This window comes from Parapedobacter sp. 2B3, assembly GCF_041925275.1.
Lineage (GTDB): Bacteria > Bacteroidota > Bacteroidia > Sphingobacteriales > Sphingobacteriaceae > Parapedobacter > Parapedobacter pyrenivorans_A.
The window spans coordinates 27,300-50,672 of the sequence record NZ_JBHEUZ010000011.1 but is presented as its reverse complement, the minus strand read 5'-3'; the positions used below and the strand labels follow the sequence as shown (position 1 = coordinate 50,672).

At 50.9% G+C, this 23,373-nt stretch carries 16 protein-coding genes; 10 read left to right on the top strand and 6 right to left on the bottom strand.

Going from position 1 to position 23,373, the window contains the following annotated elements; all coding sequences use genetic code 11:
• Positions 1–46: 46 nt before the first annotated feature.
• A complete protein-coding gene (locus ACEVG1_RS13340; RefSeq protein ID WP_374744227.1) occupies positions 47–2,164 on the top strand; it encodes a PVC-type heme-binding CxxCH protein in 2,118 nt (705 codons plus the stop codon).
• Positions 2,165–2,178: 14 nt separating this feature from the next.
• Here the strand turns inward: ACEVG1_RS13340 and ACEVG1_RS13335 are convergent, their stop codons facing one another.
• Both ACEVG1_RS13335 and ACEVG1_RS13330 read right to left on the bottom strand, forming a co-directional pair.
• Positions 2,179–2,640, bottom strand: a complete 462-nt coding sequence (locus ACEVG1_RS13335; RefSeq protein WP_374744225.1) for an aspartyl protease family protein — start codon at positions 2,638–2,640, stop codon at positions 2,179–2,181.
• 4 nt (positions 2,641–2,644) lie between these two features.
• The gene (locus ACEVG1_RS13330; RefSeq protein ID WP_374744224.1) at positions 2,645–3,583 is read right to left on the bottom strand and encodes a malate dehydrogenase; all 939 of its coding nucleotides are present in this window, start codon (positions 3,581–3,583) and stop codon (positions 2,645–2,647) included.
• A gap of 322 nt (positions 3,584–3,905) precedes the next feature.
• On the opposite strand from ACEVG1_RS13330, the gene ACEVG1_RS13325 reads away from it, so the two are divergent.
• Entirely contained in the window at positions 3,906–5,735 is a 1,830-nt protein-coding gene (locus ACEVG1_RS13325; RefSeq protein WP_374744222.1) for a cbb3-type cytochrome c oxidase subunit I, read from the top strand.
• Positions 5,736–5,741: 6 nt separating this feature from the next.
• Here ACEVG1_RS13325 and ACEVG1_RS13320 read toward each other — a convergent pair whose 3' ends face one another.
• The 3 genes from ACEVG1_RS13320 to ACEVG1_RS13310 are packed head-to-tail and all read right to left on the bottom strand — an operon-like array spanning position 5,742 to position 13,810.
• Entirely contained in the window at positions 5,742–6,437 is a 696-nt protein-coding gene (locus tag ACEVG1_RS13320; protein WP_374744220.1) for an SMUG2 DNA glycosylase family protein, read from the bottom strand.
• A 4-nt stretch (positions 6,438–6,441) separates the two neighbouring features.
• A complete protein-coding gene (locus ACEVG1_RS13315) occupies positions 6,442–8,790 on the bottom strand; it encodes a BamA/TamA family outer membrane protein (RefSeq protein WP_374744219.1) in 2,349 nt (782 codons plus the stop codon).
• The gene (locus tag ACEVG1_RS13310) at positions 8,738–13,810 is read right to left on the bottom strand and encodes a translocation/assembly module TamB domain-containing protein (protein ID WP_374744218.1); all 5,073 of its coding nucleotides are present in this window, start codon (positions 13,808–13,810) and stop codon (positions 8,738–8,740) included. The genes ACEVG1_RS13315 and ACEVG1_RS13310 overlap by 53 nt, the downstream gene beginning before the upstream one ends.
• Before the next feature lie 385 nt (positions 13,811–14,195).
• Between ACEVG1_RS13310 and ACEVG1_RS13305 the strand changes: the two genes are divergently transcribed.
• The 3 genes from ACEVG1_RS13305 to ACEVG1_RS13295 all read left to right on the top strand — a co-directional run bounded on the left by ACEVG1_RS13305 (position 14,196) and on the right by ACEVG1_RS13295 (position 17,743).
• Entirely contained in the window at positions 14,196–15,119 is a 924-nt protein-coding gene (locus ACEVG1_RS13305; protein ID WP_374744217.1) for a DUF4835 family protein, read from the top strand.
• 9 nt (positions 15,120–15,128) lie between these two features.
• Entirely contained in the window at positions 15,129–16,793 is a 1,665-nt protein-coding gene (gene recN, locus ACEVG1_RS13300) for a DNA repair protein RecN (protein WP_374744215.1), read from the top strand.
• Between the two features lie 131 nt (positions 16,794–16,924).
• Positions 16,925–17,743 carry an enoyl-ACP reductase gene (locus tag ACEVG1_RS13295; protein WP_374744213.1) on the top strand — a complete coding sequence of 273 codons (819 nt, stop codon included), beginning with the start codon at positions 16,925–16,927 and terminating at the stop codon, positions 17,741–17,743.
• A 72-nt stretch (positions 17,744–17,815) separates the two neighbouring features.
• On the opposite strand, the gene ACEVG1_RS13290 is transcribed toward ACEVG1_RS13295, so the two are convergent.
• The gene (locus ACEVG1_RS13290; protein ID WP_374744212.1) at positions 17,816–18,238 is read right to left on the bottom strand and encodes a hypothetical protein; all 423 of its coding nucleotides are present in this window, start codon (positions 18,236–18,238) and stop codon (positions 17,816–17,818) included.
• Between the two features lie 317 nt (positions 18,239–18,555).
• Between ACEVG1_RS13290 and ACEVG1_RS13285 the strand changes: the two genes are divergently transcribed.
• The 5 genes from ACEVG1_RS13285 (at position 18,556) to ACEVG1_RS13265 (ending at position 23,371) form a co-directional block, all read left to right on the top strand.
• Positions 18,556–19,374 carry a hypothetical protein gene (locus ACEVG1_RS13285; RefSeq protein ID WP_374744211.1) on the top strand — a complete coding sequence of 273 codons (819 nt, stop codon included), beginning with the start codon at positions 18,556–18,558 and terminating at the stop codon, positions 19,372–19,374.
• Positions 19,375–19,509: 135 nt separating this feature from the next.
• Entirely contained in the window at positions 19,510–20,739 is a 1,230-nt protein-coding gene (locus tag ACEVG1_RS13280) for an MFS transporter (RefSeq protein ID WP_374744210.1), read from the top strand.
• A gap of 83 nt (positions 20,740–20,822) precedes the next feature.
• Positions 20,823–21,557: an FKBP-type peptidyl-prolyl cis-trans isomerase gene (locus ACEVG1_RS13275; RefSeq protein WP_374744209.1), complete on the top strand. Its 735-nt coding sequence runs from the start codon at positions 20,823–20,825 to the stop codon at positions 21,555–21,557.
• On the top strand, positions 21,554–22,450 hold the full coding sequence (locus tag ACEVG1_RS13270) for an aldo/keto reductase (protein WP_374744208.1): 897 nt from the start codon (positions 21,554–21,556) through the stop codon (positions 22,448–22,450). Before ACEVG1_RS13275 ends, ACEVG1_RS13270 begins: the two co-directional genes overlap by 4 nt.
• 69 nt (positions 22,451–22,519) lie before the next feature.
• Complete coding sequence (locus ACEVG1_RS13265) at positions 22,520–23,371, top strand: sugar phosphate isomerase/epimerase family protein (protein ID WP_374744206.1); 852 nt, start codon at positions 22,520–22,522, stop codon at positions 23,369–23,371.
• Positions 23,372–23,373 lie beyond the last annotated feature (2 nt).

Below are 23,373 nucleotides of genomic sequence, written 5' to 3'. Positions count from 1 at the left end.
AAGCGATACGACCCACTTGCCTGGGCCGCAATCGCCGTTTGCCTCCATGCAACTCGCACAGGTTCCAGCGGGATTCAGGCTGGAACTGTTCGCGCAAGAGCCGGATATCGGTAAACCCATTGCGATGAACTGGGATGAGCAGGGGCGGCTCTGGATCATTGAGACGGTGGCCTATCCCAACTCCATACGCGGCCAAGCGGATGGTGGCGATGATCGGATACTCATCTGTGCGGATACCGACGGCGATGGAAAAGCGGATGAATTCACCGTCTTTGCTGATGGCTTGACGATTCCTACATCGTTTACGTTTACACACGGCGGCGTGCTCGTTGCGCAGGCACCCCATTTTTTATTCCTGAAAGATCTTGACGGCGATGACGTGGCGGACACCAGGGAGGTGGTGATGACGGGGTGGGGCGTGTTTGATACGCATGCGGGCCCTTCAAACCTCCAGTATGGTATCGATAATAAACTATGGGGAACGGTCGGGTACTCCGGTTTTGAAGGTGATATCGAGGGAGAGGCGGTTTCTTTTGGGCAGGGCATTTTCCGTTTCGATACCGATGTCGCCGAGGGGGTACGTGATTTCGAGTATCTCGCGCCGATGTCGAACAATACGTGGGGACTGGGCTTTTCAGAAGAGTTCGATGTTTTCGCATCCTGTACGAATAACGAACATAGCGTATTTTTAGGTATTCCCGACCGATACTTCCGTGCGGCGGGCTTGCCCGGCCGCGGTACGGAGAACATCGCCGCACATTATCAGATCCACCCCATCGTTGACGACCTCCACCAGCTGGACGTGAAGGGCGGATTCACTGCGGCCACGGGGCATCATTTATATACCGCGCGGTCATTCCCTTCGGAATATTGGAACACGACGGCATTTATCTGTGAGCCGACCGGCCGGTTGATCCACCGGCATATCCTGCAGCAGGACGGCTCGGGGTTTGTTGAGTTGGGCGATGGGAAAAACATATTGGCCAGCAGCGATAACTGGTTTACCCCTGTAGAAGCCAAGGTGGGCCCCGATGGGGCACTTTGGGTGTTGGATTGGTATAACCTGTTGGTTCAGCACACGCCGGAAGGACAGGATGCAACCCAGTCCGCTGGGCGCGATTTGTTCAGGGGTAGGATCTATCGTTTGGTCCACGAGCAAGGTAAAGCAACTGCGATGCTTGACGTCAGTGCCGATGATACGGCATCGCTCCTGCAGGCTCTGCAGAGCGACAATATGTTTTGGCGCCTCACGGCACAGCGCCTGATTGTACAGCATCAGCTCGATGGGTTAGCTGATGAGTTGGTTAACCTTATACAGCAAGATACGGTGGATGCCATCAACACGAATGGTCCGGCGCTTCATGCCATTTGGACCCTGGCTGGTCTGGGATTGTTGGACGGAAATTACCCGCAATACCTCGATGCCGTAACCGGGGCGCTGAACCACAAGGCCGCCGGGGTGCGTAAAGCCGCCATTCAGGCATTGCCCGTATCGAAACCAGCTGTTGCGGAAGCGTTATTGGCTTCCGGAGTGTTAGAAGACCCGGATAAACGGGTGCGATTGGCCGCCTGCCTGGCTTTGATGGAGGCTGAAGGCACGGTGGAAATAGGGGCAGCTATTTTTCGTGCGGCAGATCAAAGCGAAAATGCAAACGACAAGTGGATGGCGAAGGCCCTTGCATTAGCGACTCGGGTTCATCATCGCGTGTTTTCCGCAGCATACGCTTCCCATTTCGATTCGGTGGCCGGCCCGGCATCCGACGAAAAAGAAGTCGGCACCGTCGATCAGGTCATCCAGGTACGTGCGCAATTGGGCAAGTTGTTGTATGATAAGCCGTCCTTCGTGGTGAAAGCGGGTTCGACGGTGACGATCGTTTTCAGCAATCCAAACTATATGCAGCATAACCTGGTTATCGTAAAACCAGGCACATTGGATCGGGTCAGGGATGCTGCCGAGCGGTTGGCGCGCGAACGGCAGGCTCCCGAACACCAGTATATCCCCGATACGGAAGATGTGTTATTCGCGACCGCATTGGTAGACCCTAACCGTCGTGCCGAACTGACATTCGTTGTGCCGTCGTCGCCGGGCAGCTATCCGTTTTTATGCACGTTCCCAGGACAGGGTGAAACGATGTACGGAACGATGGAAGTGGTTGCGGAATAGGAGAGAAGCCCGTTTTATCGCTGTGGCCGGCTTGGCGTTACCCGGATTTTCCGTTGGCGCAAGGTAAGGGTCAATTTCCGGTAATTGATGATGCCGCCGTAGCTGGTTAAGATATCGCCCCCGATAACACCGATGACCGGGTCTATAGCCAGTTGTTCGTAAGCGAAGTTGATCGTGGAGAGATCCAACACGGCCACTTCATGGTTCTTAAGGTGGAAGCCGCCGATTTGCAGGTCGGGCACACCGAGGATAAAACTCTGCATGGACGTCGTCCCCAATCCGGTTGATACCATGTCCGTGTGCCTTAATACCACGTCTTCAGGGAGGTGGCCTTCAACGGTCGTTTTATCGAATACCGTTTTCGATGCCCCGGTGTCTAGGACGGCCTTGAACGGTCGCCCAAAAACAATGACTTCCAACAAAAGGTGGAAGCCATCGTCCTGCAGATTCAATAAAGTTAGTGGAACGGTTACCATGTGGCTAAAGCGCCCCGATTTCTTTCAATACATTATTCATGGTACGTACCGCGTCGGCACTTTTCGCGAATGCTGCCTTTTCCGCCACGCTGAGCGGGAGGTCGAGGATACGCTCCCAACCGCCCTTGCCAAGCACGACCGGTACGCCGAGGTTGATGTCTTCCTGGCCGTACTCGCCTTCGAGGAAAACAGAGGCGGTAAAGAGTTTCTTTTGGTCGCGTACGATGCTCTCCACTACCGCCGCCGTGGCGGCACCGGGCGCATACCAGGCAGACGTACCGATGAGCTTGGTCAATGTGGCACCACCCACCATGGTGTCCGCAACAATCTGGTCCTGCTCTTCTTCCGATAAAAATTGGGTGACGGGTAAGCTGTTCCAGGTCGCGTGGTTGATCAACGGGATCATCGTGGTATCGCCGTGGCCACCAACAACAATCGCGTTGAGGTCGGCCGGTGAAGCGCCCAGCCGTAAACTCAACTGGTAACGGAATCGCGACGAGTCAAGCGTACCGCCCATGCCGATGATGCGGTTTTTGGGTAGTCCTGTGGCTTTGAGTGCCAGGTAGGTCATCGTATCCATGGGGTTGGAAACCACCACCAAGATGATGTCCGGCGAGTATTTCAGCAGGTTTTCTGCCACATCCCGGACGATGTTCGCATTGGTACCGATCAGTTCTTCGCGTGTCATTCCCGGTTTCCGGGGAATGCCCGAGGTGATGACGGCAACGGTCGATCCCGCGGTCTTGCTGTAATCGTTGGTCACGCCGGTAATCTTCGTGTCGAATCCCAACAGCGCGGCGGTCTGAGCCATATCCTGCGTCTTCCCTTCGGCCAGTCCTTCTTTGATATCCAATAATACCACTTCTTCTGCGAGTTCCCTGCGGACAATATTGTCTGCGGTGGTGGCACCTACTGCTCCGGCACCTACAACGGTTATCTTCATAAAACTTTATGTTACTTGGTTTCTACTTGTTTCCATCGAATGGTAGCGAATATAGCGAATATTTTATTAATCAGCTGGCGGGGTGCTCAAGACGCGCCTGAATATTTTCAACAAACATAGGTTTTCAATAAAGGATGTAAAACTCTTTTATTACATTTGCGTTACCATATTAAGGTGACCCCCGATTGCTTGCTTTGCCAGTTATGACAGCTATTTCCATATGGGGGTCTCCGATCTTGTCGCCCAACTCGCCAAGTGGATTTGACCATTTCCCCGTTTCGCGTCTAGACGATGGCAATTATTTAAAACACATTTAGGTATTATGGAGACACACGTTCATGCCGGATCGCAGTCTTTTATTGCGAAGTACATTTTCAGCCAAGACCATAAGGTTATCGCGAAGCAATTCCTTATCACCGCCATTTTCATGGCCTTCTTCGCCTTGTTGTTGTCTATTCTGTTTCGACTGCAGTTGGGGTGGCCAGATAAGTCGTTCCCGATTCTGGAGGTTTTTTTTGGTAAATGGGCTGAGGGCGGGCGGAGAAACCCCGAGTTTTACCTGGCATTGGTCACCATCCACGGCACCATCATGGTGTTTTTTGTGCTGACGGCCGGGCTGAGTGGCACGTTCAGCAACCTGCTGATACCGTTGCAGATCGGTGCGCGCGACATGGCATCGCCTTTTCTGAATATGCTGTCGTATTGGTTTTTCTTCTGTTCGTGCATCGTGTTGATGGCCTCGTTTTTCGTGGAGAGTGGCCCGGCAAGTGCGGGCTGGACCGTATATCCACCGCTATCGGCTGTGCCGAAAGCCATCTCCGGCTCGGGAATGGGGATGAACCTCTGGCTACTTAGCGTCATCTTATTTGTTATGTCGTCGCTCATGGGGTCACTCAATTACATCAGTACGGTGCTCAATCTGCGGACAAAGGGCATGGACCTGTGGCGGATGCCCCTCACGGTTTGGGGATTGTTCCTTACGGCGGTGGTAGGGCTCCTATCGTTCCCGGTGCTGGTTGCCGGATTGGTCTTGCTGATTTTCGATCGCAGCTTCGGTACGAGCTTCTACCTCGGCGATTTGGTTATCCAAGGGCAAATCTTGCCCAATGAGGGTGGGAGTGTGATTCTTTGGGAACACCTGTTTTGGTTTTTGGGGCATCCCGAAGTGTATATTGCCATATTGCCGGCGTTTGGTATCGTATCGGAGGTGATTTCGACCAATGCCCGCAAGCCGATTTTCGGATACCATGCGATGGTTTATTCGTTGATCGGTATCCTCACGCTCTCCTTTTTGGTTTGGGGCCACCACATGTTCGTATCGGGTATGAATCCATTCCTCGGTAGTGTTTTCATGATGACCACGTTAATTATTGCCGTGCCTTCTGCTATTAAGGTGTTTAACTATACGGCCACGCTTTGGCGGGGTAATCTCCATTTTACGCCTGCGATGCTATTTGCCATCGGGTTTGTTTCGTTTTTGATATCGGGGGGCCTCACGGGGCTTTATGTCGGTAATGCACCGATCGACATCCACCTGCACGACACCTATTTCGTGGTGGCCCATTTCCATTTGGTGATGGGGTGTGCGGCTATTTTCGGCATGTTGGCCGGGACCTATCACTGGTTCCCGAAACTTTTCGGCCGGATGATGGATGAAAAATCAGGCTATCTCCATTTCTGGGTAACCTTTGTCTGTGCGTATTTTGTATTCTTCCCGATGCACTTCATGGGAATCGATGGGGTACCGCGGCGGTACTATGCGTTTACGGAATTTGAATTCATGGAACATTGGTTGCCGGTCAATATTTTCATCACGTGGTCCGCTATTGTGGCGGGAGTGGCCCAGATTGCCTTCCTCTGGAATTTCGTACATTCGATGTTTTACGGAAAGAAAAGCGTGCAGAATCCGTGGCGCGCGAATACATTGGAGTGGACTGCGCCTGTGGAACACCTCCATGGCAATTGGCCCGGTGAATTGCCTACCGTGTACCGGTGGCCTTATGATTACAGCAAACCGGGGCATGAAGAAGATTTCATTCTGCAAACGACACCATTTTCGGAAACCATGACGTCGAACATCCCGCGGGACTTCGCGGATGACCCCAAGGCAGCGCATATCCAAGAGGAATGGTTGCGTGAACAAGCAACGTAAGCCGATTTAGGTAGCTAGCAGGTTGAGGTACTTGAGGATATAATCCGCTTTCTCGCGCGATTTGTATTGCTGGATAAACCGGGGATGTTCGAGTACGACCAATTCACCGAATAGGTGTTCCTCGGCATTGATTTTAGCGAGGAAAGCCGCATTCTTTTTCCCCAGCACATATACCTTGGAAGCATCGATGGGTAAAGTGAGGTGGTTTTTTAACGTGGTTACCATAAAAGGTTTTAATGCTTCGAACAGCGCTTTGTCATCGTAATAATTCGCGTTTATCCAGCTGTTTCGCTCGTTGTGGCGGGTAATGGCCAATGGAAACGGCGAGTTGATGTAGAAATCGTTGTAAAAGGCACGTGCACCCCCGTACTGGTCGATGACGTCATACAGATACACGGACGACGGCTCATGCGAGTACGCCGTTTTCATTTCGATACCGCATACGCTTTTGAGCCGCTTGGTATCGGTGAAGGGAACGCCGGTTATCCCCGCGCCATGGCGGCTCGGATTGATGCCGATGATGAATTTCCGCTTTTTATGATCATTGTAGAATTTATGGTAAAAACGTTCCATGGTGGGGATCGTTTCGGCATTTTCGATAAACGGGTTGATGACAGCGAAGCCGTCGGGGAGGTTGCCCGTATATTCGAGCTGTTTGTTGAAAGCGACGACCTGGTGTCCAAAAGAAAGGGTGTTGTTCATGTTACTAAAACGGATATCCGATAGCCAGATTAAACACGAGGTTCCGCCGCCGCCAGTCGGGGCTCCGGAAATTGATTTCATCCATCACCCAGCGCTCGCCTTTGGGGCGGTACGGGATTCGCAACGGCATGGCCAGGTCGGTACGGAGAATGAGGAATGTAAAGTCGAACCGCAACCCCAATCCGGCGCCCACGGCCATCTCATTAACGAAGTTCTTCCCGAATGCCGCACCGGGCTTTTCGGGGTCGGTATGCTGGAGCCAGATGTTCCCCGCATCAATGAATGCTGCCCAGTGTACGACGCTGGCCAGCTTGGCGCGGTACTCGGTATTGAGTTCGATTTTTATGTCGCCCGTTTGGTCGGCGAAAAAGTTGTCTTCCCCATAAAATTCGGGGGTATAGGAACCGGGACCCACGGTACGCGCCCGGAAGGCCCGCAAGCCGTTGGGACCGCCCGAAAAAAATTGTTTTACATAAGGCAGCATGCGGGAGTTCCCGTAGGAGTACCCGAAGCCCGCCATGGCTCGCGAAGCGAGCTTGGCATTGGCTCCTAATCTCAGGTAGTGCCTTACATCGGCTTCTATTTTGATGTATTGCGAGAAGTTGGCATTGAAAATCTGGTACTGCCGACCCTCATTCACATTGGCCCCCCTGATGAGACCGTATAAATTGGCCGAAAGGTCTAGCCCCCCCCGGAAATACATGCCATGTTTCGGGTCGGTTTTCATGGAATTGGTATACGTAAAGTAATAAACCGGACCGAAAGTAAACTGCGGCTCGATAGCGTGCCGCAGTGGCGGGACGGTATCCAACATGGCCTGGTACGACTCGGTGATATTTCGGGGCTGTACGTAACCCACTTCAAGTACCTTCAAATCGTGTTCTTTTTCTATGTTCTCCTTCCACAGATACCCGAAAGAAAAGCGCATGGAGTTCAGGCTGTACGCCGTCCGTCTATTCAGGTATTCATACCCCGTACGGAAGACCGTGTGCGGCACATAACGCCGGGTCGGCTGCCAGTTGAAGGGGGCAATCATCCGCGGGAACGACAGACTGGCTTCGATACCGTATCGGTAGAAACTCGAATTGAGGTTGACATTGCCCCCGGTTTGGGTCTCGAATCCGCCATACACGGTAAACGTGAGCAGCTCTGCGCTTCTGAATGCATTGCGGTGCTGCCAGTTGACGTTGATTTCCGAACCGTCATATACGGCTGCGGTTTTGCCGAGTAATTCCAGCCGGAGCCCTTTTTTGGGCATCGGGGTGAGGTAATAATAAACGTCGAGCTGGTTCGGCTCGTCCTCCACATCCACAAATTCGTTTCGCACAAACCGAAATGCTCCCATTCCTACGAGTTGGCTGATGGTACTGTTATGGTCACGACGCGTATACCGGTCGCCGGGTTTGAAAAACATGGCCCTTGCTATCGAAAACTTACGGAACGTGGCTTCTGGATCGATGAAGTAGTAACTGTTTTTATAATGTTCCGCATTGCGTTGGTCTGCACGTCGGTATCCACGCTCGGTGAGCGTATAGTTCGGGTAGATGTAGATGTCATTGATGTAGTATGGGCGCTTGGCCTTTTCGGGCGTTTCGTCCTTGAGCATCACGTACAGGTCAACATGATGATCGCCGCCCATACTATCCACTTCGATAACCAGGTAGTCTGGATTGAAGTAATAGTATCCTTTGTTTTTCAGCTCGTTGTCTATCCGCTCCCGCTCTGCAATGATATTGTCTAGGTTATAGGGCCGGCCCACCTGCAACAGGGATGCAGGCTGGGTAGCTTTGATGGCTTTCCCCAACTCGCTGCTATCCACGTCGAAGGTCACCGAATCAATCCGGTAGATGATATGTGGAGTAGCGGTATAAGTAACCGTGGCCTTCCTGTTTTTTATCGTAGTGTCTGAGGCGACCTCAGCTTGGAAAAAACCGAGGTTTTCCAACCGGTTGCGCAGCAGGTTTTCGTTGTATTCCCTGTTTACATCACTCAGTAACACGGGCGGTTGTCCGACTTTGTTTTTTAACCAGTTGCGGAATCCGCGGTCGGTTTTCGGTTCGCCTGCGATATTGTACAGGTACAATTGCGGGCGCATGCCCAAGATTGTTGTGTTGGGCTTAGGCCGGAGCAGTTCCTCGAGGTTATCGCTCAATGGCTCGATATACCGTTGGGGTATGGTGTCGGTCTCGATGGCTACTTCACCTTTTACGTAGAGCTGTTCACCTTCTGGAAGGTATTTGAGGTTACTGCAGCTGGAGATGCATCCAGCGAGGGCAACCAGGCCGCCTAGCCGTATCAGTTTATTGGCCATCCGCCCCCCTTTCGTCCCTTGCAAGGTATTCTTCCTGTTCATTCGTCCGTATCGCCGTTTGCTTTGGCGTTGTTTCTGATTCGTTGGACGGCGTATTTCCCCGTTCCCGTTGCTGTCGCCGTTCGCGCATCCGCTCCATAAATTCGGGGTCATGGCGTTGCAGGCTGTCAATGATTACTTTCCTTACACTATCGCGGTATGCGGTGTCCGTTTCCATGCGCTCTACATCCCACCGCCTGCGGAACTGGCGGCTTTCCGTATTGAATTCATTTGCCTCACGGTTTTGCCGGTTGAAGATTTCCTTGAATTCATTATAATCTATATTGACAATGAAGCCGATTCCGGTCTCAACAAATTGACCCTGGAGCGTTATCTGATACTGGTTTTTACGGTACGCTCTAACCAAGTAGCGGCCATCTTCGGTAAGTTGGTAGTCTACTGCAATGTCGCCGGCAATGTTGGTGGTTTGCTCGCCAGGTCGCGCATTACCTTCCAGCTCGAAATTGGAGCCGACGGTTACCTTCATCCGGTCATTGAAGAGCATTTTCGAAACACCCACGTTCAGGTCGGTGCGGTTTTGCCCTGTGCCCATGCTGTAATCCTGCTGGGATTGCAAGTCGAAATCAAATTCCAGTCCTTGGATGAGGCTGCCAGCCAGTCGGTTAAGCTGACCGCTTAAGAATGAGCTGACGGTATTGCGGGCAATGGCCTCGGCGCCACCGCCGCCGGAGAGGCTTTCAAACGGATTTGAGGCCATGAAGCGGCCCAACACAATCAGTGAGAAGACCTGCTTGTTCATCTCCGATTCGTTTTCCCGTAGTTGGGCAAGCCCGGTGTTGACTTTGCCGGCTACATCCTGCGAAACCATGGCGTTGTCTTCGTCGAGGTCGATATCGAAGCTTAGTTGCGGCTGGAAGAGCTGTTCGGTGATATGCAGGTTCACATTGAAGGGTACTCGTTGTTTGTAGAGATTGGGTTGTTCGGAGCCGATTTGCGCCTGTACCAATTCCAATGTGGGTGCTTTGATGTTGTAAACGGCGGTGATGTTCATGCGCGCATCCAACGGGTCGCCTGCCCAAGTGATTGTGCTGCCTTGTTGGAATTGGAACAAACGCTTGACGGGGCCGAACGAGAAGGAGTAGTTACCCGTCTCTACGGTATAGTTGCCATTGAGTGTGATTTCGCCGCTGGGGTCGATACCGGCGTTCAGTTCCGCTTCGCCCTGGATAGCTAGCGCATCCTGGCTACCCGGGTCAATGACGATGGTGAACTTGGCGTCTTTATCCGTAACGATGTTTACCGATAAATTCAATCCACTCAATTCTGTTTGGGTGAGTGAATCTACCCTGGCAAATACGTTGACACTTGAAGTATCGCTCCGATCTACGAAACGAACAATGCCCTGGCGATCGACCATTCCTGGGTCATCGTTGGGAAGGACGAAAGTGACATCCGTATCGTCGTTTACCTGCAACGTGCCGTTGACGGTCGGATTGTCCATGTCGCCTTGGATGCGAAGGTTGCTCGATACGTAGAGCTGCCCGTAGTACATGTCATTATCCTGTTGTGTTGAATTCAGTACTTGAAAATCATCAGCCGTGAGCGTCAGGCCAAACGCATAGTCCATATAGGTCTTCGTATTCACCGTGCCGTTTAGCATTGCGGTGTTGCCCTTGCTATCTTTCAGTTGGAAGCGGTTGAATCGTAGACCGTTGTCATTGAAACTGATCCGCTGGCCATCGATGTTGAAGGTGGCATTGAGCATGGCTACGTTGAGGCTGGCCTTGTCGAAGTTGAGCGCCCCATTTATCCGGGGTTGGTCGGGCGTTCCGGTAATACGGAGATCACCGTTGATATTGCCGGACGTGTTCCGGAGGTATCCGAGGCTGAACGCTTCGAGGGTATGCATGGTCAGTGGGGTAACGTTCAGCTGGAAGTCGAGCTGGGCTGTTTGTCCCGGTGGACTGATAAAATCGCCTGTAAGTTTAACGTTATTGCCATTCCCCGTGATGCTGACATCGGCGGCAAAGATGTTTTCACGCTCATTGTTTACCTTGACATTAATGTCGCCAACGGTGTCATTTCCGAAATAAAAACGATCAATGGTGATGTCCGAGACGAATACGGGTGATGATTCCAGCCGCGAAACAGTAGCGGTGCCGTTAATGCCTCCACCCATGTCAAACAACTCGCTTTCGAGCATCTCGCTAAAGGTCTCTATCCTGAAATTTTTGAAAACCAAATCAATAGGGGCATTCAGAGCAGAGTCTTGCGATGTGATAGCCATCTCCTGCCCCTCATGGCTCAATACAAACTGGTGGGTACGCAATCCGTCTTTACCGAATGAAATGGCGTTTTCGGGGTTTACTTCCCATTGGTCGTAATTGAGCATCAATCCATCGTCCAGCAGGCTAAAGAGGAAATTGCCTGCATCCACCTGCAGGCCCATACCTAGGTGGTAACGCTCCTTGTCTTCCTGGTCTTTAATCCATAATCCGAAATCCAATTTGTTTTGCTGTACGGTGCCACTGAGGAGCGTATTGACCAATTCGATGTTCCCAACGCCGATGCGATTGATGAGCGCGGAGTAGTACATCGTGCTGTCGAACGTATTGAGATCAAAGCTGACATTGTCGACCGTAGTTCCGGCATAGACGATGCGGGGCGCAACGGCTTTCACAAGCAGCATCTTGTCGTCACTGTTGAACGAACCATCGAGCGTGACGTCTTTCATTTCGGTAAGATCCGGAACCAGTCCCCGGATAAAGCGGGATCTCGTGAACTGCGCACTGAAGTCAAATCGTTGTGGCGAATAGTCGAATACCGGGGGTACGGAGTCCGGTTGGTAGTACATTGCTACGATATCCTGTACAGACGCACTAAGCTCGCTGAGCTTGTAATTGCCTACCATGTGTGCGTTCAGGAACTCGGATTGCAGTTGCATCATGGTGGAACTATCTTGAGATACCGCACGTAACCTCACAGTATCAAGCATGTAGCGATCTTCGTTGTACGCAATGGAGGAGCTGACAATGTCGACCGTGCCGTTCAGGTGGTCGATGTCTGCCGTTTCCAGATCGGCCACCAACCGCCCATGATAGCGGAACTCGTCGGCGAGTAGCCCGAGGTTCTTCAGGTTTACGCTGTCTACCATCAGGCTGAGATTGATTTTGGGATATTGGCCCCGCATATCGGCATGTGCATCGAGGTCAAAGTCGATGTTGGGGTCTTTACTGGCCGCTACCGCCGTAATGTCCCCGCTTTTCGCCGCAACATCAATGCTGATGTCCGTGTATTCATAATCCATGGCCTCCAACCTGATCAACTTGCCTTGGATGTCGGCCACGGCGGTAGCGGGATTGAGGCCGGTCCCTTTTGCATGTACCGCAAATGATATTTTGCCCAAGACGGAGTCCATTTTCAGCAATTGCCCGATATCGATGTCGCTGATGCCTACATGGGCATCGTATACGGTATCACGGTCGTTTACTTGGTAGTCGGCCTCCACCGCCGCACTCCCCATGCTTGTTTGCAATCGCATATCGGTCAGGAATCCGTTAAGGCCACCATGGAAGGTCCCTTCCAGTCTGATATCGGCGGGGAAGTTGATGCTGTCGGGCAGGAGACTCGCGGCGATCAGTCGATCGAGGTCAGCTTTTCCAGTAACCAGCTCGCGCAGATTGAGGTCGACATCCAGTTTGTCCACGTCGGGCAGCCCGCGGATGTGGGCATCTGCTACAACACGGGTTTTATCCAACGCTTGCAATTCCAGGCTTGGGATTTGTAGATCATCTAAGCGGCCACTGATTTCGGTATTGATGAAAAACGTGTGGGCCCAAAGGGGTTGCATCACCTCCATCGTATCCAGGTCGGGCACGAAGTATAGCACATCTTCCATTCCGAGATGGCTTTCTTTGATGTCAGCCGCTAATTGGATGGTGCCCAATTGCTCCATGGCTATTTCGAGCGAAGGGTAAGAGACCTTGATGAAGTCGCGTATGAGCGTATGCGGTGTTTCGGCATACAGGTCGCTCAATTCAGCCCCCTGGTCGGTGTAGTTGAACGCCGCCTGCAAGCGATTCAGGGTAAAGCCACTATGGTCATTTGCCGCCAAATCATCCAATCGGCCGCGGATGGTATCTGCGGAGTAGTAGAGACCGGTCAATTCACCTTTCAGTCCGGTTATCCCGATGTTGCCGTAATCGAACCCTTTTTCCATACGTGGTTGATTGGCATCGCGGAAAGCGAAATCCGTATTGGCGATGCGTACGGATGCTGCCCGTACCCGCCAATTGACCGGTTCGCCTGCCGCGGTGTCTGCTGGGGTATTCGCGGGCGCTTCGGTTTGTCCGAAAAAGACGTGGGAATCCGATCCATCTAGGTCTATTTCTCGGATGTCGACCCATTCCTTGTTGAGATCCAAGGTGTTCAGTCGGGCCAATAGCTTATCTACCTTAAACCGGGTATCCATCGCACCCGCCTCATCGGTGTAGGCAAAGTCGACAGCGGTGAGGTTGATAGTTCCAAATTCCAAGTCGGGCAATAGCGAGGTTTCAGCCGTGTCCGTGATACCGAAATCCCCAGCATCGGGGGTCTCGTGTGCTTCTGCAACGGCCCACTGCCGTACCGTACCCTGTAAGCCATCGATCGTGACTTGAGGGATGCCGAAGCGCATATTTCCTTCGAGATCAAACGTTTCGATGCGCGTGTTGAGCTTTCCCAAGTTGATTTCAGCAGCCATGCCGATAACGTCGTCGCGGTACTGGAATCGGATGCGGTCCAGGTTTACCTTGTCGATGTCGAATTTCATCGGCGCACTGCTGTCGGGTGGGGCCGTTTCCTGCTGTTCGCCCACGAATGCCTGTAGAATGTAGTCGAAATTAAATGTGCTGTCGGGTAACGTTCGATTTATTTTGGCGGTGATTCCCTGCAGGTCGATCCGGCCGATTTCCACGGTGTTGTTTAGCAATTTCAGCATGCTGATATCTACCCGCAGTTTCTCGCCCGCTAGGAGCGTATCGCGCGATTGGTCTTCGAAATAGACTCCTTCAAGCACTAGCATTTTCGGTAAGTCGAGGCTTACACGGGCTATGCGAACGGGAGTTTTGATTTTATTTTCAATATAGGACGTGACTTTCTGGACCACATATTGTTGAACAGCTGGGATGCGTATCAGTACGAACACAAGTAAAACCAATCCGATAATGCTCCCGATTATCCAAAGGAGTGTCTTAACTGCTATTCTGCCAAATCGATTCAATGTCAATACGTAATTTTAGCTGTTCCTTGTACGATAAACATACTCACCTGCCAAAGGTTTAGCGAAGATGCTTAAAACTTTTCAGAAAGAGAACAAGCAAAAACCAAACCATGAATACAATATTTTCAACGTTTCACCTCCTATCAATATCTTTTGCATATCAAAGCAACTTTATCTAAGTTTGGGCATGATTCGAGCAATGGGTTTACGCATGTGGTCGTTGGTCATGACCCTTATTTTTCCTCTATCCCTCCAGATCGGACTGGCGCAGGACTTGAATGCACGTGTGCAAATTTTATCGCCCCAGGTGCAGAATACCAATAAGCGCGCATTGGAGGTGTTGGAAAAAGCGGTTTCCGATTTTCTCAACAACCGGACGTGGAGTGCCAATCAAGTGCAGCCGCAGGAGCGCATCGACTGCAGCTTTGTCATCACCATCAATTCGTGGGATGGTTCTTCAAATTTCACCGCACAGGCGCAGATTATCTCCACGCGGCCGGTTTTCAATACATCCTACAACAGTCCAGTACTCAGTATTTCCGATGCCAACTTTAACTTCAGTTATACCGAAGGGCAATTGATGGATTATTCCGACCAACAGTATATGAATAACCTGACGTCGTTGCTGGCCTATTATGCCTATATCATCGTGGGGTTGGATGCCGACACGTTCGAACAAAATGGCGGAACACCTTTTTATACCGTTGCCCAGAACATCGTGAACAATGCCCAGAACACAGGTTTTAATGGTTGGCGCTCGATGGAAGGGATGAATAACCGTTTTTGGCTGGTTAATAATTTGGTGGACCGCCGGTATCAGCCGTTGCGTGATTTCCTCTATCGTTTTTACCTTAGTGGGCTGGATACGATGTCTGACAATGCGCAACAAGCCCGCAAAACGGTGTTGGACCTCCTTCCGTTGTTGCAAAAGGTAGATCGACTGGCTCAAGGGGCGGTATTCAACCAGGTTTTTTTTACGGCAAAGTCAGACGAACTGGTGGGTATATTCAGCGGGATGGGCCCACAGGAACGGGTGCAGGCATATAATATCTTGGCCGAAGTGGATCCTGCCAATGTTAATAAATATGAAAATTTACGTAATAGCCGTTAGCGAGGTTGTATGCTGAATCGCCTATCCATCCGAAACTATGCGTTGATTGATTCGCTCGATATCCATTTCGACAAAGGTTTGAATATTTTGACTGGCGAAACCGGTGCCGGTAAGTCCATTATCATGGGCGGGCTTTCACTTATACTCGGCCAGCGCGTGGAAAGCCGGTACTTTTTTAATCAGCAAAAAAAGTGTATCATCGAAGGCTATTTTGATATTGCAGGCTATCAATTGAGCGGTTTTTTTGCCGAGCACGACCTGGATTATGACCTGGAAACCATTATACGCCGCGAAGTCAGCGTAGATGGTAAGTCGCGTGCATTCGTCAATGACACACCGGTAACCTTACAGGTATTGAGGGCGTTGACAGAAAAGCTGATCGATATTCATTCCCAGCACGCTACACTGCAGCTCAACACGGAGGCATTCCAAGTGTTAACCCTTGATAGCGTGGCGCAGAACCAGCCACTGCGCGAACGGTATACTTCGGTGTACCGTGCATATAAATCGGCATTTGCCAAACTCAACGGTTTGAAAAACGAAGTGAACCAAGCAAATGCGGAGGCTGACTACCACCAGTTTCTGTATGATGAATTGGTTGCCGCCAAATTGGAAATCGGCGAACAGATACAATTGGAGGCCGAGCAACAGCAGCTTGAACATGCAGAAGAGATCAAGAGGAACCTGCTTGGCTCGGTAGATGCCTTGCAGGAAGGGGAGGCCAATGCGGTTGCCCTCGTTAAAGCTGCCCTACAACAACTACAGCAAGCGGAGAGGCACATGCCGGGGCTCCTGCTCCAGACGGAACGTTTGCAAAGCAGCTTCATAGAGCTGAAAGACCTGGCGGACGAGTTGGGCCGTATCGAGCAAGATATCTCGTTGGACGGAGAACGATTGGTGGAAGTCAACGAGCGGCTTAGCCTGCTATATGCGTTGCAACAAAAACATCGCGCGGAAGATGTGGATGCACTGATAACCCTACGTGACGGCTTGATGGAGAAACTAGCAAGCCTGTCCGCCGACGAAGCGGCGATAGAGCAACTGGAGGCAGAAGTGAGGCAGTTGCAAATGGGCCTGGTGGAATTGGCCGCGACCCTTAGCGAAAGCCGGCAATCCGTTGTTCCGTTGGTCGAGGATGAAATAGGCCGCATTTTGAATAGTGTGGGTATGCCCCATAGTCGGTTGCATATCGCCATCTCCCAAGTAAGCGAAGATATCAGAGATTCGGGATGGGACCATGTGGAATTCCGGTTTACGGCAAATCGCGGACAGGAGCCGCAGCCTGTTAGTAAAGTCGCTTCGGGGGGTGAACTATCCCGGTTAATGCTAGCTATCAAATCGCTCATTGCCAAAACATCGTCATTGCCAACCATTATCTTTGATGAAATCGATACCGGTATATCGGGTGAGGTGGCGTTGAAAGTGGCTGATATCATGGAGCGTTTGGCTAAACGGATGCAGGTTATCGCCATTACGCACTTGCCACAGATCGCTGCGAAAGGGACCACGCATTTCAGGGTATATAAGGTGGAATCTGGCGAGAAAACCGCCACCCATATTACGCAGTTGCAATACGGGGATCGCATATTGGAATTGGCACAGATGCTTAGCGGTGCAAATCCCGGCGACGCGGCTATGCAGCATGCGGCGGAGCTGTTAGGGGGTAAGGCCTAAGCCATCGGTCGTAAGTCTTGTAAGTCGTAAGTCATCGATGGCGGTTTAAAGCGTATGGCGTACCACAGCAAAAAGACAAAAAAAAGCATTACTTTTACCCGCTGTATTTAATTGACTAAAAATAACGAACTATGTCTCATAACCTATTGAAAGGAAAGAAAGGAATTATTTTTGGTGCCTTGGATGACAAGTCTATCGCGTGGAAAACGGCGCAACGGTGTGTAGCTGAAGGGGCCGATATCGTGCTTACCAACGCACCTGTGGCCTTGCGGATGGGTACCATCAAACAATTGGCCGAGGAGTGTAATAACGCACCGGTCATCCCGGCAGACGTCACCAGCAACGAGGATATCGAAAACCTATTCGATCAAACATTGGCGCACTTCGGCGGTGGCGTTGATTTTATCCTGCATTCGGTAGGTATGAGCATCAATGTGCGTAAAGGAATCCCTTATACGGAAAACAACTATGAATTTATGCATAAGGCATTTGATATTTCTGCAATTAGCCTGCACCGTGTACTGGCTACTGCCATGAAAAAAGATGCCATCAACGATTGGGGGTCTGTGGTGGCGCTCACGTATATTGCCGCCCAGCGGGTATTTCCGGACTACAACGACATGGCCGATGCTAAGGCGCTGTTGGAAAGCATCACCCGCAATTTCGGTTATCAATACGGTGTGAAGAAGCACGTCCGTGTAAATACGATCAGCCAATCGCCTACGCAAACCACCGCAGGTTCGGGTGTGAAAGGTTTCGGCGATTTCATTTCGTATGCCGATAAAATGTCGCCACTCGGCAATGCTACGGCCGATCAATGTGCAGACTATACCGTTACATTATTCTCTGACTTGACCAAGATGGTCACCATGCAAAATCTGTTTCACGATGGCGGGTTTTCGTTTACGGGCGTGAGCCAAGCAGTGATTGAGGGAATGGGTGCGGAGTAATGGAATGAACTGGATTTCCCATAAAAAAAGCGGCCTCATTGAGCCGCTTTTTTTATGGGCTTAACTCATCGTTTAAAACTCCCTTATAAAGTCAGATTCAGAGAGTATAACTTTTACAACCGCCGCATCCGGCAACGGGATTTCTATGCCCGGGTCCGCTAAGGGGTCTTCGGCAAAGATCGTGATAGCACCTACCGTATAGTTGACAGAATAAGCGACACCATTAAATGTCGTAGGAAGAACGTCGTACGAGTTTTCATTGTCAAAACTGATGGCGACACTCACACCGCCCTCCAGCAAGTAGTAATCCGTCAGCTCGGGTAGCGTTTTGGTATGGTACACTTGGTGGCTCACGTTGTTTTCCCACGTCCACCCGTTTTGGTTGATCCGGTAAACAAATGTTTGGCTAGGCACTACATCGTAATATTCTTTTGTACAAGACGACATGCCAACGACTATTAACAATCCGACGACTAAGGTTACATGCTTTTTCATATTCATTAGTTTTTTTTGGTGGAGTACGCTGTTTACTGTTCCGTTTTGATGTAAGACGCTAAAAGATGCCTAAAAGTTTAATGCAATAATTGCTCCAAGAAAAAAAAGTCAATGGGATACGGGTTGAAAAATACCTACTAGTGAGTATTTTTTTGGGTTGGGCCTTTGATTAGGTTTGCAGGAACTTTGGGCAATTTATAGTTTCTGCGAAAGGAAAATGAACATCATATAGCCGGTGCAAATAAAGAAAGCATCTACCGATCTACACCACACCCCAGCTACTGAATCAAATAACGTTTAAACCATATCAATTAATCATGAAAAAGCAATTACTAGTTTTGACCGTATTATTGGCTGCCGGCACTTGGTCCTATGGTCAGATTACACGGGATGAATCCAGCCTTAGTAGGGGCTATCTGCGGCTTGGGTTCAGTAACTTTGGACAGGAACTGAAGGACGATCTATCCAATTTTTCCGTTGACGGGGGCGGGCTAGCTAGCGATGCCACGATGTTGGGGAACCTTATGGACGGGCGTTATGGCGCACAGCGTGGCTATGTGTTTGAGTTTGGCCGTAATTATTATTTTAACCGAAACAGTCTGCTGCCACTATTCGACACCAAAATAGGATTGGATTGGACGATGCTATCGCTTACCTATAATGAACTGGATTGGAGCAGCATTATCGAGCGGGATAGGGCCGCGGGTTATGAAGTAGACGAATTTGGTTACTTCGCCGCTTCGATATCCTCTAAAATCGGCCCGGTGATTTCCTTCAATCTCATCGACAGATTAGTGCTTGACGTCCGGGCGCAGCTTGCCGCAACTTATTTCGTGAATGGGCTGGACTATTATGCCTACAGTGAAGACGATGAACGTTACTTTACATTCATGCCCGAAGAAGAGGACAACGAGGACATCAGCGGCTTCGCCGCATTCGGGAAACTTGGAAAATTCGGGATCAAGCAAAATTATGGCGCCACGGTGCGATACGGTGTTATCGGGTTGTCGTTAGACTATTTCCCCGGGTCATTCAAATACGAATATGAAACAAGCGAAGGGGACGGCGAAGTGCAATCCGGAAAAGAGAAATTCAAGAATAACATGTTTCAAATCAAGCTGAGTTTAACATTCTAGTGGCGGTTTGTTAGTTGATTATCGACCTACACGACGGCCGGGGCGCGATGAAATCCGCCCCGGTTTTTTGTTACAAAATGATGGGCAGCTGCATCGATAATATGTTTAGCTTTGCACGAAATTCATTTTGCGTATATGGACAACGAGGAATCCACCGTCAATAAGCACGTATCCGCCACCATCTATCCCGTACTGTTCGCATTGAGTTTCTCGCACCTGCTCAACGACACGATACAGTCCCTTATACCGGCAATTTACCCGATTGTGAAAGATTCTTTCCAGTTGAGCTTTTCGCAGATCGGTGTGATTACCCTGGTATTCCAGCTGTCATCTTCACTTTTGCAACCGCTGGTCGGTGTCATTACGGATACCAAACCCTATCCGTACGCCTTGCCGGTGGGCATGGGCTTTAGCCTTACCGGATTGGTGATGATGGCACTTGCCCCCAGTTATCAATGGATATTGGTTGCTGTGGCTTTTGTGGGGGCGGGGTCGTCGGTATTCCATCCCGAAGCGTCCCGGATGGCGTATGCTGCATCAGGCGGTAGGAGGGGCTTTGCCCAGTCTCTCTTCCAAGTGGGGGGAAATGCAGGGAGCGCCATCGGTCCGCTGTTGGCGGCTATGCTCATCGCGCCCTTCGGGCAGTTTCATGTTATCTGGTTTTCCGTGGCCGCACTTACTGCGATCATCATCCTTTATCGAATCGGTAAATGGTATAAGCCGAAATCCATCCGCAATTATATTCTCCGTAAAAACAAAGTCAAGGAAGAGACGCAGCTTACGCTGCCGCGTAAAACCGTTATCAGTTCCATTGCAGTACTGTTGGTCCTGATTTTTTCCAAGTATTTTTATTTTGCCAGCCTCACGAGTTATTATACTTTTTACCTAATGCACAAATTTGATGTATCTGTGCAGCAATCGCAGATTTATCTGTTTATATTCCTTTTTGCTGTTGCCGCCGGTACCATGATTGGTGGGCCTGTGGGCGACCGCATCGGCCGTAAATACGTCATTTGGTTGTCTATCTTGGGCGCATCGCCTTTCACATTTGCGCTACCATACGCAAACCTGTTCTGGACGATTGTCCTGTCTTTCATTATCGGTGTAATCATAGCCTCGGCATTTGCTGCGATCCTGGTTTATGCCCAGGAATTGCTGCCGGGTAATGTTGGTTTGGTGTCTGGATTATTTTTCGGGTTCGCATTCGGCATGGGGGGTATTGGTTCCGCTGTGCTCGGTAAGCTGGCAGATAGCGAGGGAATTGATTACGTGTACCACATTTGCTCCTTTTTGCCGCTCATAGGTATTGTTGCTGCTCTTTTGCCGAACCTGAAAAAGGTTCAAACCCGCCTGAGCAAAGTGTGAAGTAGCGGAAACGGCACTTGCATATATGTGCGAGTTTATCTAAGTTTGGTGCGCTATTCTAATTGTAATTAGCGATTTCCAATATGAAGTTTTTAAGTTTAGGCACCATAGGGGTGCTATTGATGACTGCCGGCGTGGTAAATGCACAGCAGGGGGGGAATGGGGGGGTGCCGGTGCTGGCAAACCGGGCCGATTCCGTAGCGTATGCTTTTGGTGCTTCTGTGGCACGCGACCTGAAGCGAACGGGTCTTGAAACCATCAATACGGAGGTGCTCGCCCGGGCCATTGCAGATATATTCGCCGGAAAAGAAAGTCCTTTGGAAGAAGGGCAGGAGCGTCAATTGATTATGGAGGCGATTACGGCGGCCCGCGAGAAAATGGACGGCCAGCGGCAAGACGAAGCCCATGCGTTTATGGAAGCCAACAAAGTACGCTCGGGCGTCACTGTCACTGCTTCGGGACTTCAATATGAGGTCCTTCGCGCAGGAACAGGTGAGCGGCCCACCGTTTCCGATACGGTGACCGTACATTACAAAGGGCAGTTGACCAACGGCCACGTGTTCGATAGTTCTTATGACCGTGGCCAACCGGCTACCTTTCCCTTGGGGCGGGTAATCGCAGGATGGCAAGAGGGTTTGCAGCTTATGCCCGCGGGGGCACATTATCGGATTTACGTACCCTATGAACTCGGCTATGGTGAACGGGGTGCTGGACAGGACATTCCGCCTTATAGTAATCTGATCTTTGAAGTAGAACTGGTATCGGTGCAGCGTGCTGCCGGCACGCCTGCGGCGGTAGTGGCAGACCAAGCAAAATGAAGCGGCTGGGCAAATCGGACCTTTGGGTAAGCCCTGTGAGCTTCGGCTGTATGTCATTGGGTGAGAACGTGGCGGTTTATGCTGACCTGCTGCGTAAAGCGGCGGATGCCGGCATCAACTATTTCGACACGGCAGACCTGTACCATAAGGGGCTTAATGAACTATACGTCGGCGAGGCGCTCAAACCTATCCGGAAGGACGTCATCATTGCCACAAAAGTGGGCAACCAATGGCGCCCCGATGGGAGCGGTTGGGATTGGAATCCCAGCAAGGCATATATTCTAAAGCACATTGACCAAAGCCTCAAACGGCTAAAAACAGACTATATAGATCTGTATCAACTCCATGGCGGAACCATCGATGACCCAATAGACGAAACCATCGAAGCGTTTGAGCGGATTAAAGAACAGGGTAAAATCCGTTGGTATGGAATTTCATCCATCCGACCGAATGTAATCCGCGAGTATATCAAGCGCTCCAATATCGTCAGTGTGATGACACAGTATAGCCTGCTGGACCACCGGCCGGAAGAATCCACATTAGACCTGCTTCATGAGCACGGCATCGGTGTGATTTGCCGCGGGGCCGTGGCCCAGGGATTGCTGATCGGCAAAGCGGCCGATGGCTACCTGCAATATACGGATGGGGAAGTGGCCAGGGCGGCGAAAGCCGTGGCCAAGGTGGCTGGTGAACTGGAGGAGACCCTGCTAACAGCGGCGCTTGCTTATGTGTGGGGGCACCCGGCAGTTGCTACGGTGGCGTTGGGCATTCGTACCACCGCACAGTTGGATGAGGCTATCGAAACCCTGCAGCGTGCCTTCCCGTTGCCGGATCACCACCGCGGGTTGCTCCGGCAATCGGTCCGCTCGTTCCGATATGAGGCACATCGGTAATGCCTCGGTGCTACTTCCGGCAGTTGAGATTTGTGATTTTTGACCATTAAATAACTTTAATTAGACAACATGAGAAAGCAGTTAAGAAGAGTAGCGCTATTGGCTTTGGTAGGCTTGGGCCTGGGTACAACGTTAGTAAGCGCGCAACAGCAACCGGAACGGAAATTAGGATGGACCTTATCTGCCCAAACCTACACCTTTAACCGGTTTACATTTTTTGAAGCGGTGGATAAGACGCTTAGCGCCGGCCTGCATTCGGTAGAGGCTTATCCCGGACAGCAGCTCGGGGGTGATATGGAGGGAGTGATGGACTACAACATGGATGCAGCCAAGCGTAAGGCGATTCTGAAGGCCCTTAAGAAAAAGGGTGTTAAACTCTGCGCATTTGGTGTGGTCAACGGAAATAACGAGGAAGAATGGACACAAATTTTCGAGTTTGCCAAAGCGATGGGTATCAAGGTGATCAATACGGAACCCAACGCCGAATTGATGCCACTTATCGGACGGCTGGCAAACCGGTATAAAATCAAAGTAGGTATCCATAACCACCCCCAGCCATCGCACTACTGGAGCCCCCAAGTGGTGCTCGAGGCGATAGCCGCGGCTAATAGTGAATACGTAGGTGCCTGTGCCGATATTGGCCACTGGGTACGGTCCGGACTGGATCCGTTAGAAAGCCTTAAGCAATACGAGGGGCATCTGGTGAGTTTGCACTTCAAGGATTTGGCAGAAAAGTCGCGCAACACGCACGATGTGCACTGGGGTACGGGTGTGTGCAATGTGGAAGGGATAATAGCCGAGTTGAAACGTCAAGGATTCAAGGGTAACATCTCTGCCGAATATGAGCATAATTGGGAAGACAACGCCGGAGACGTGAAACAGAGCGCTATCAATTTCAGGAATATCTTAACGGGCCGTTAGTG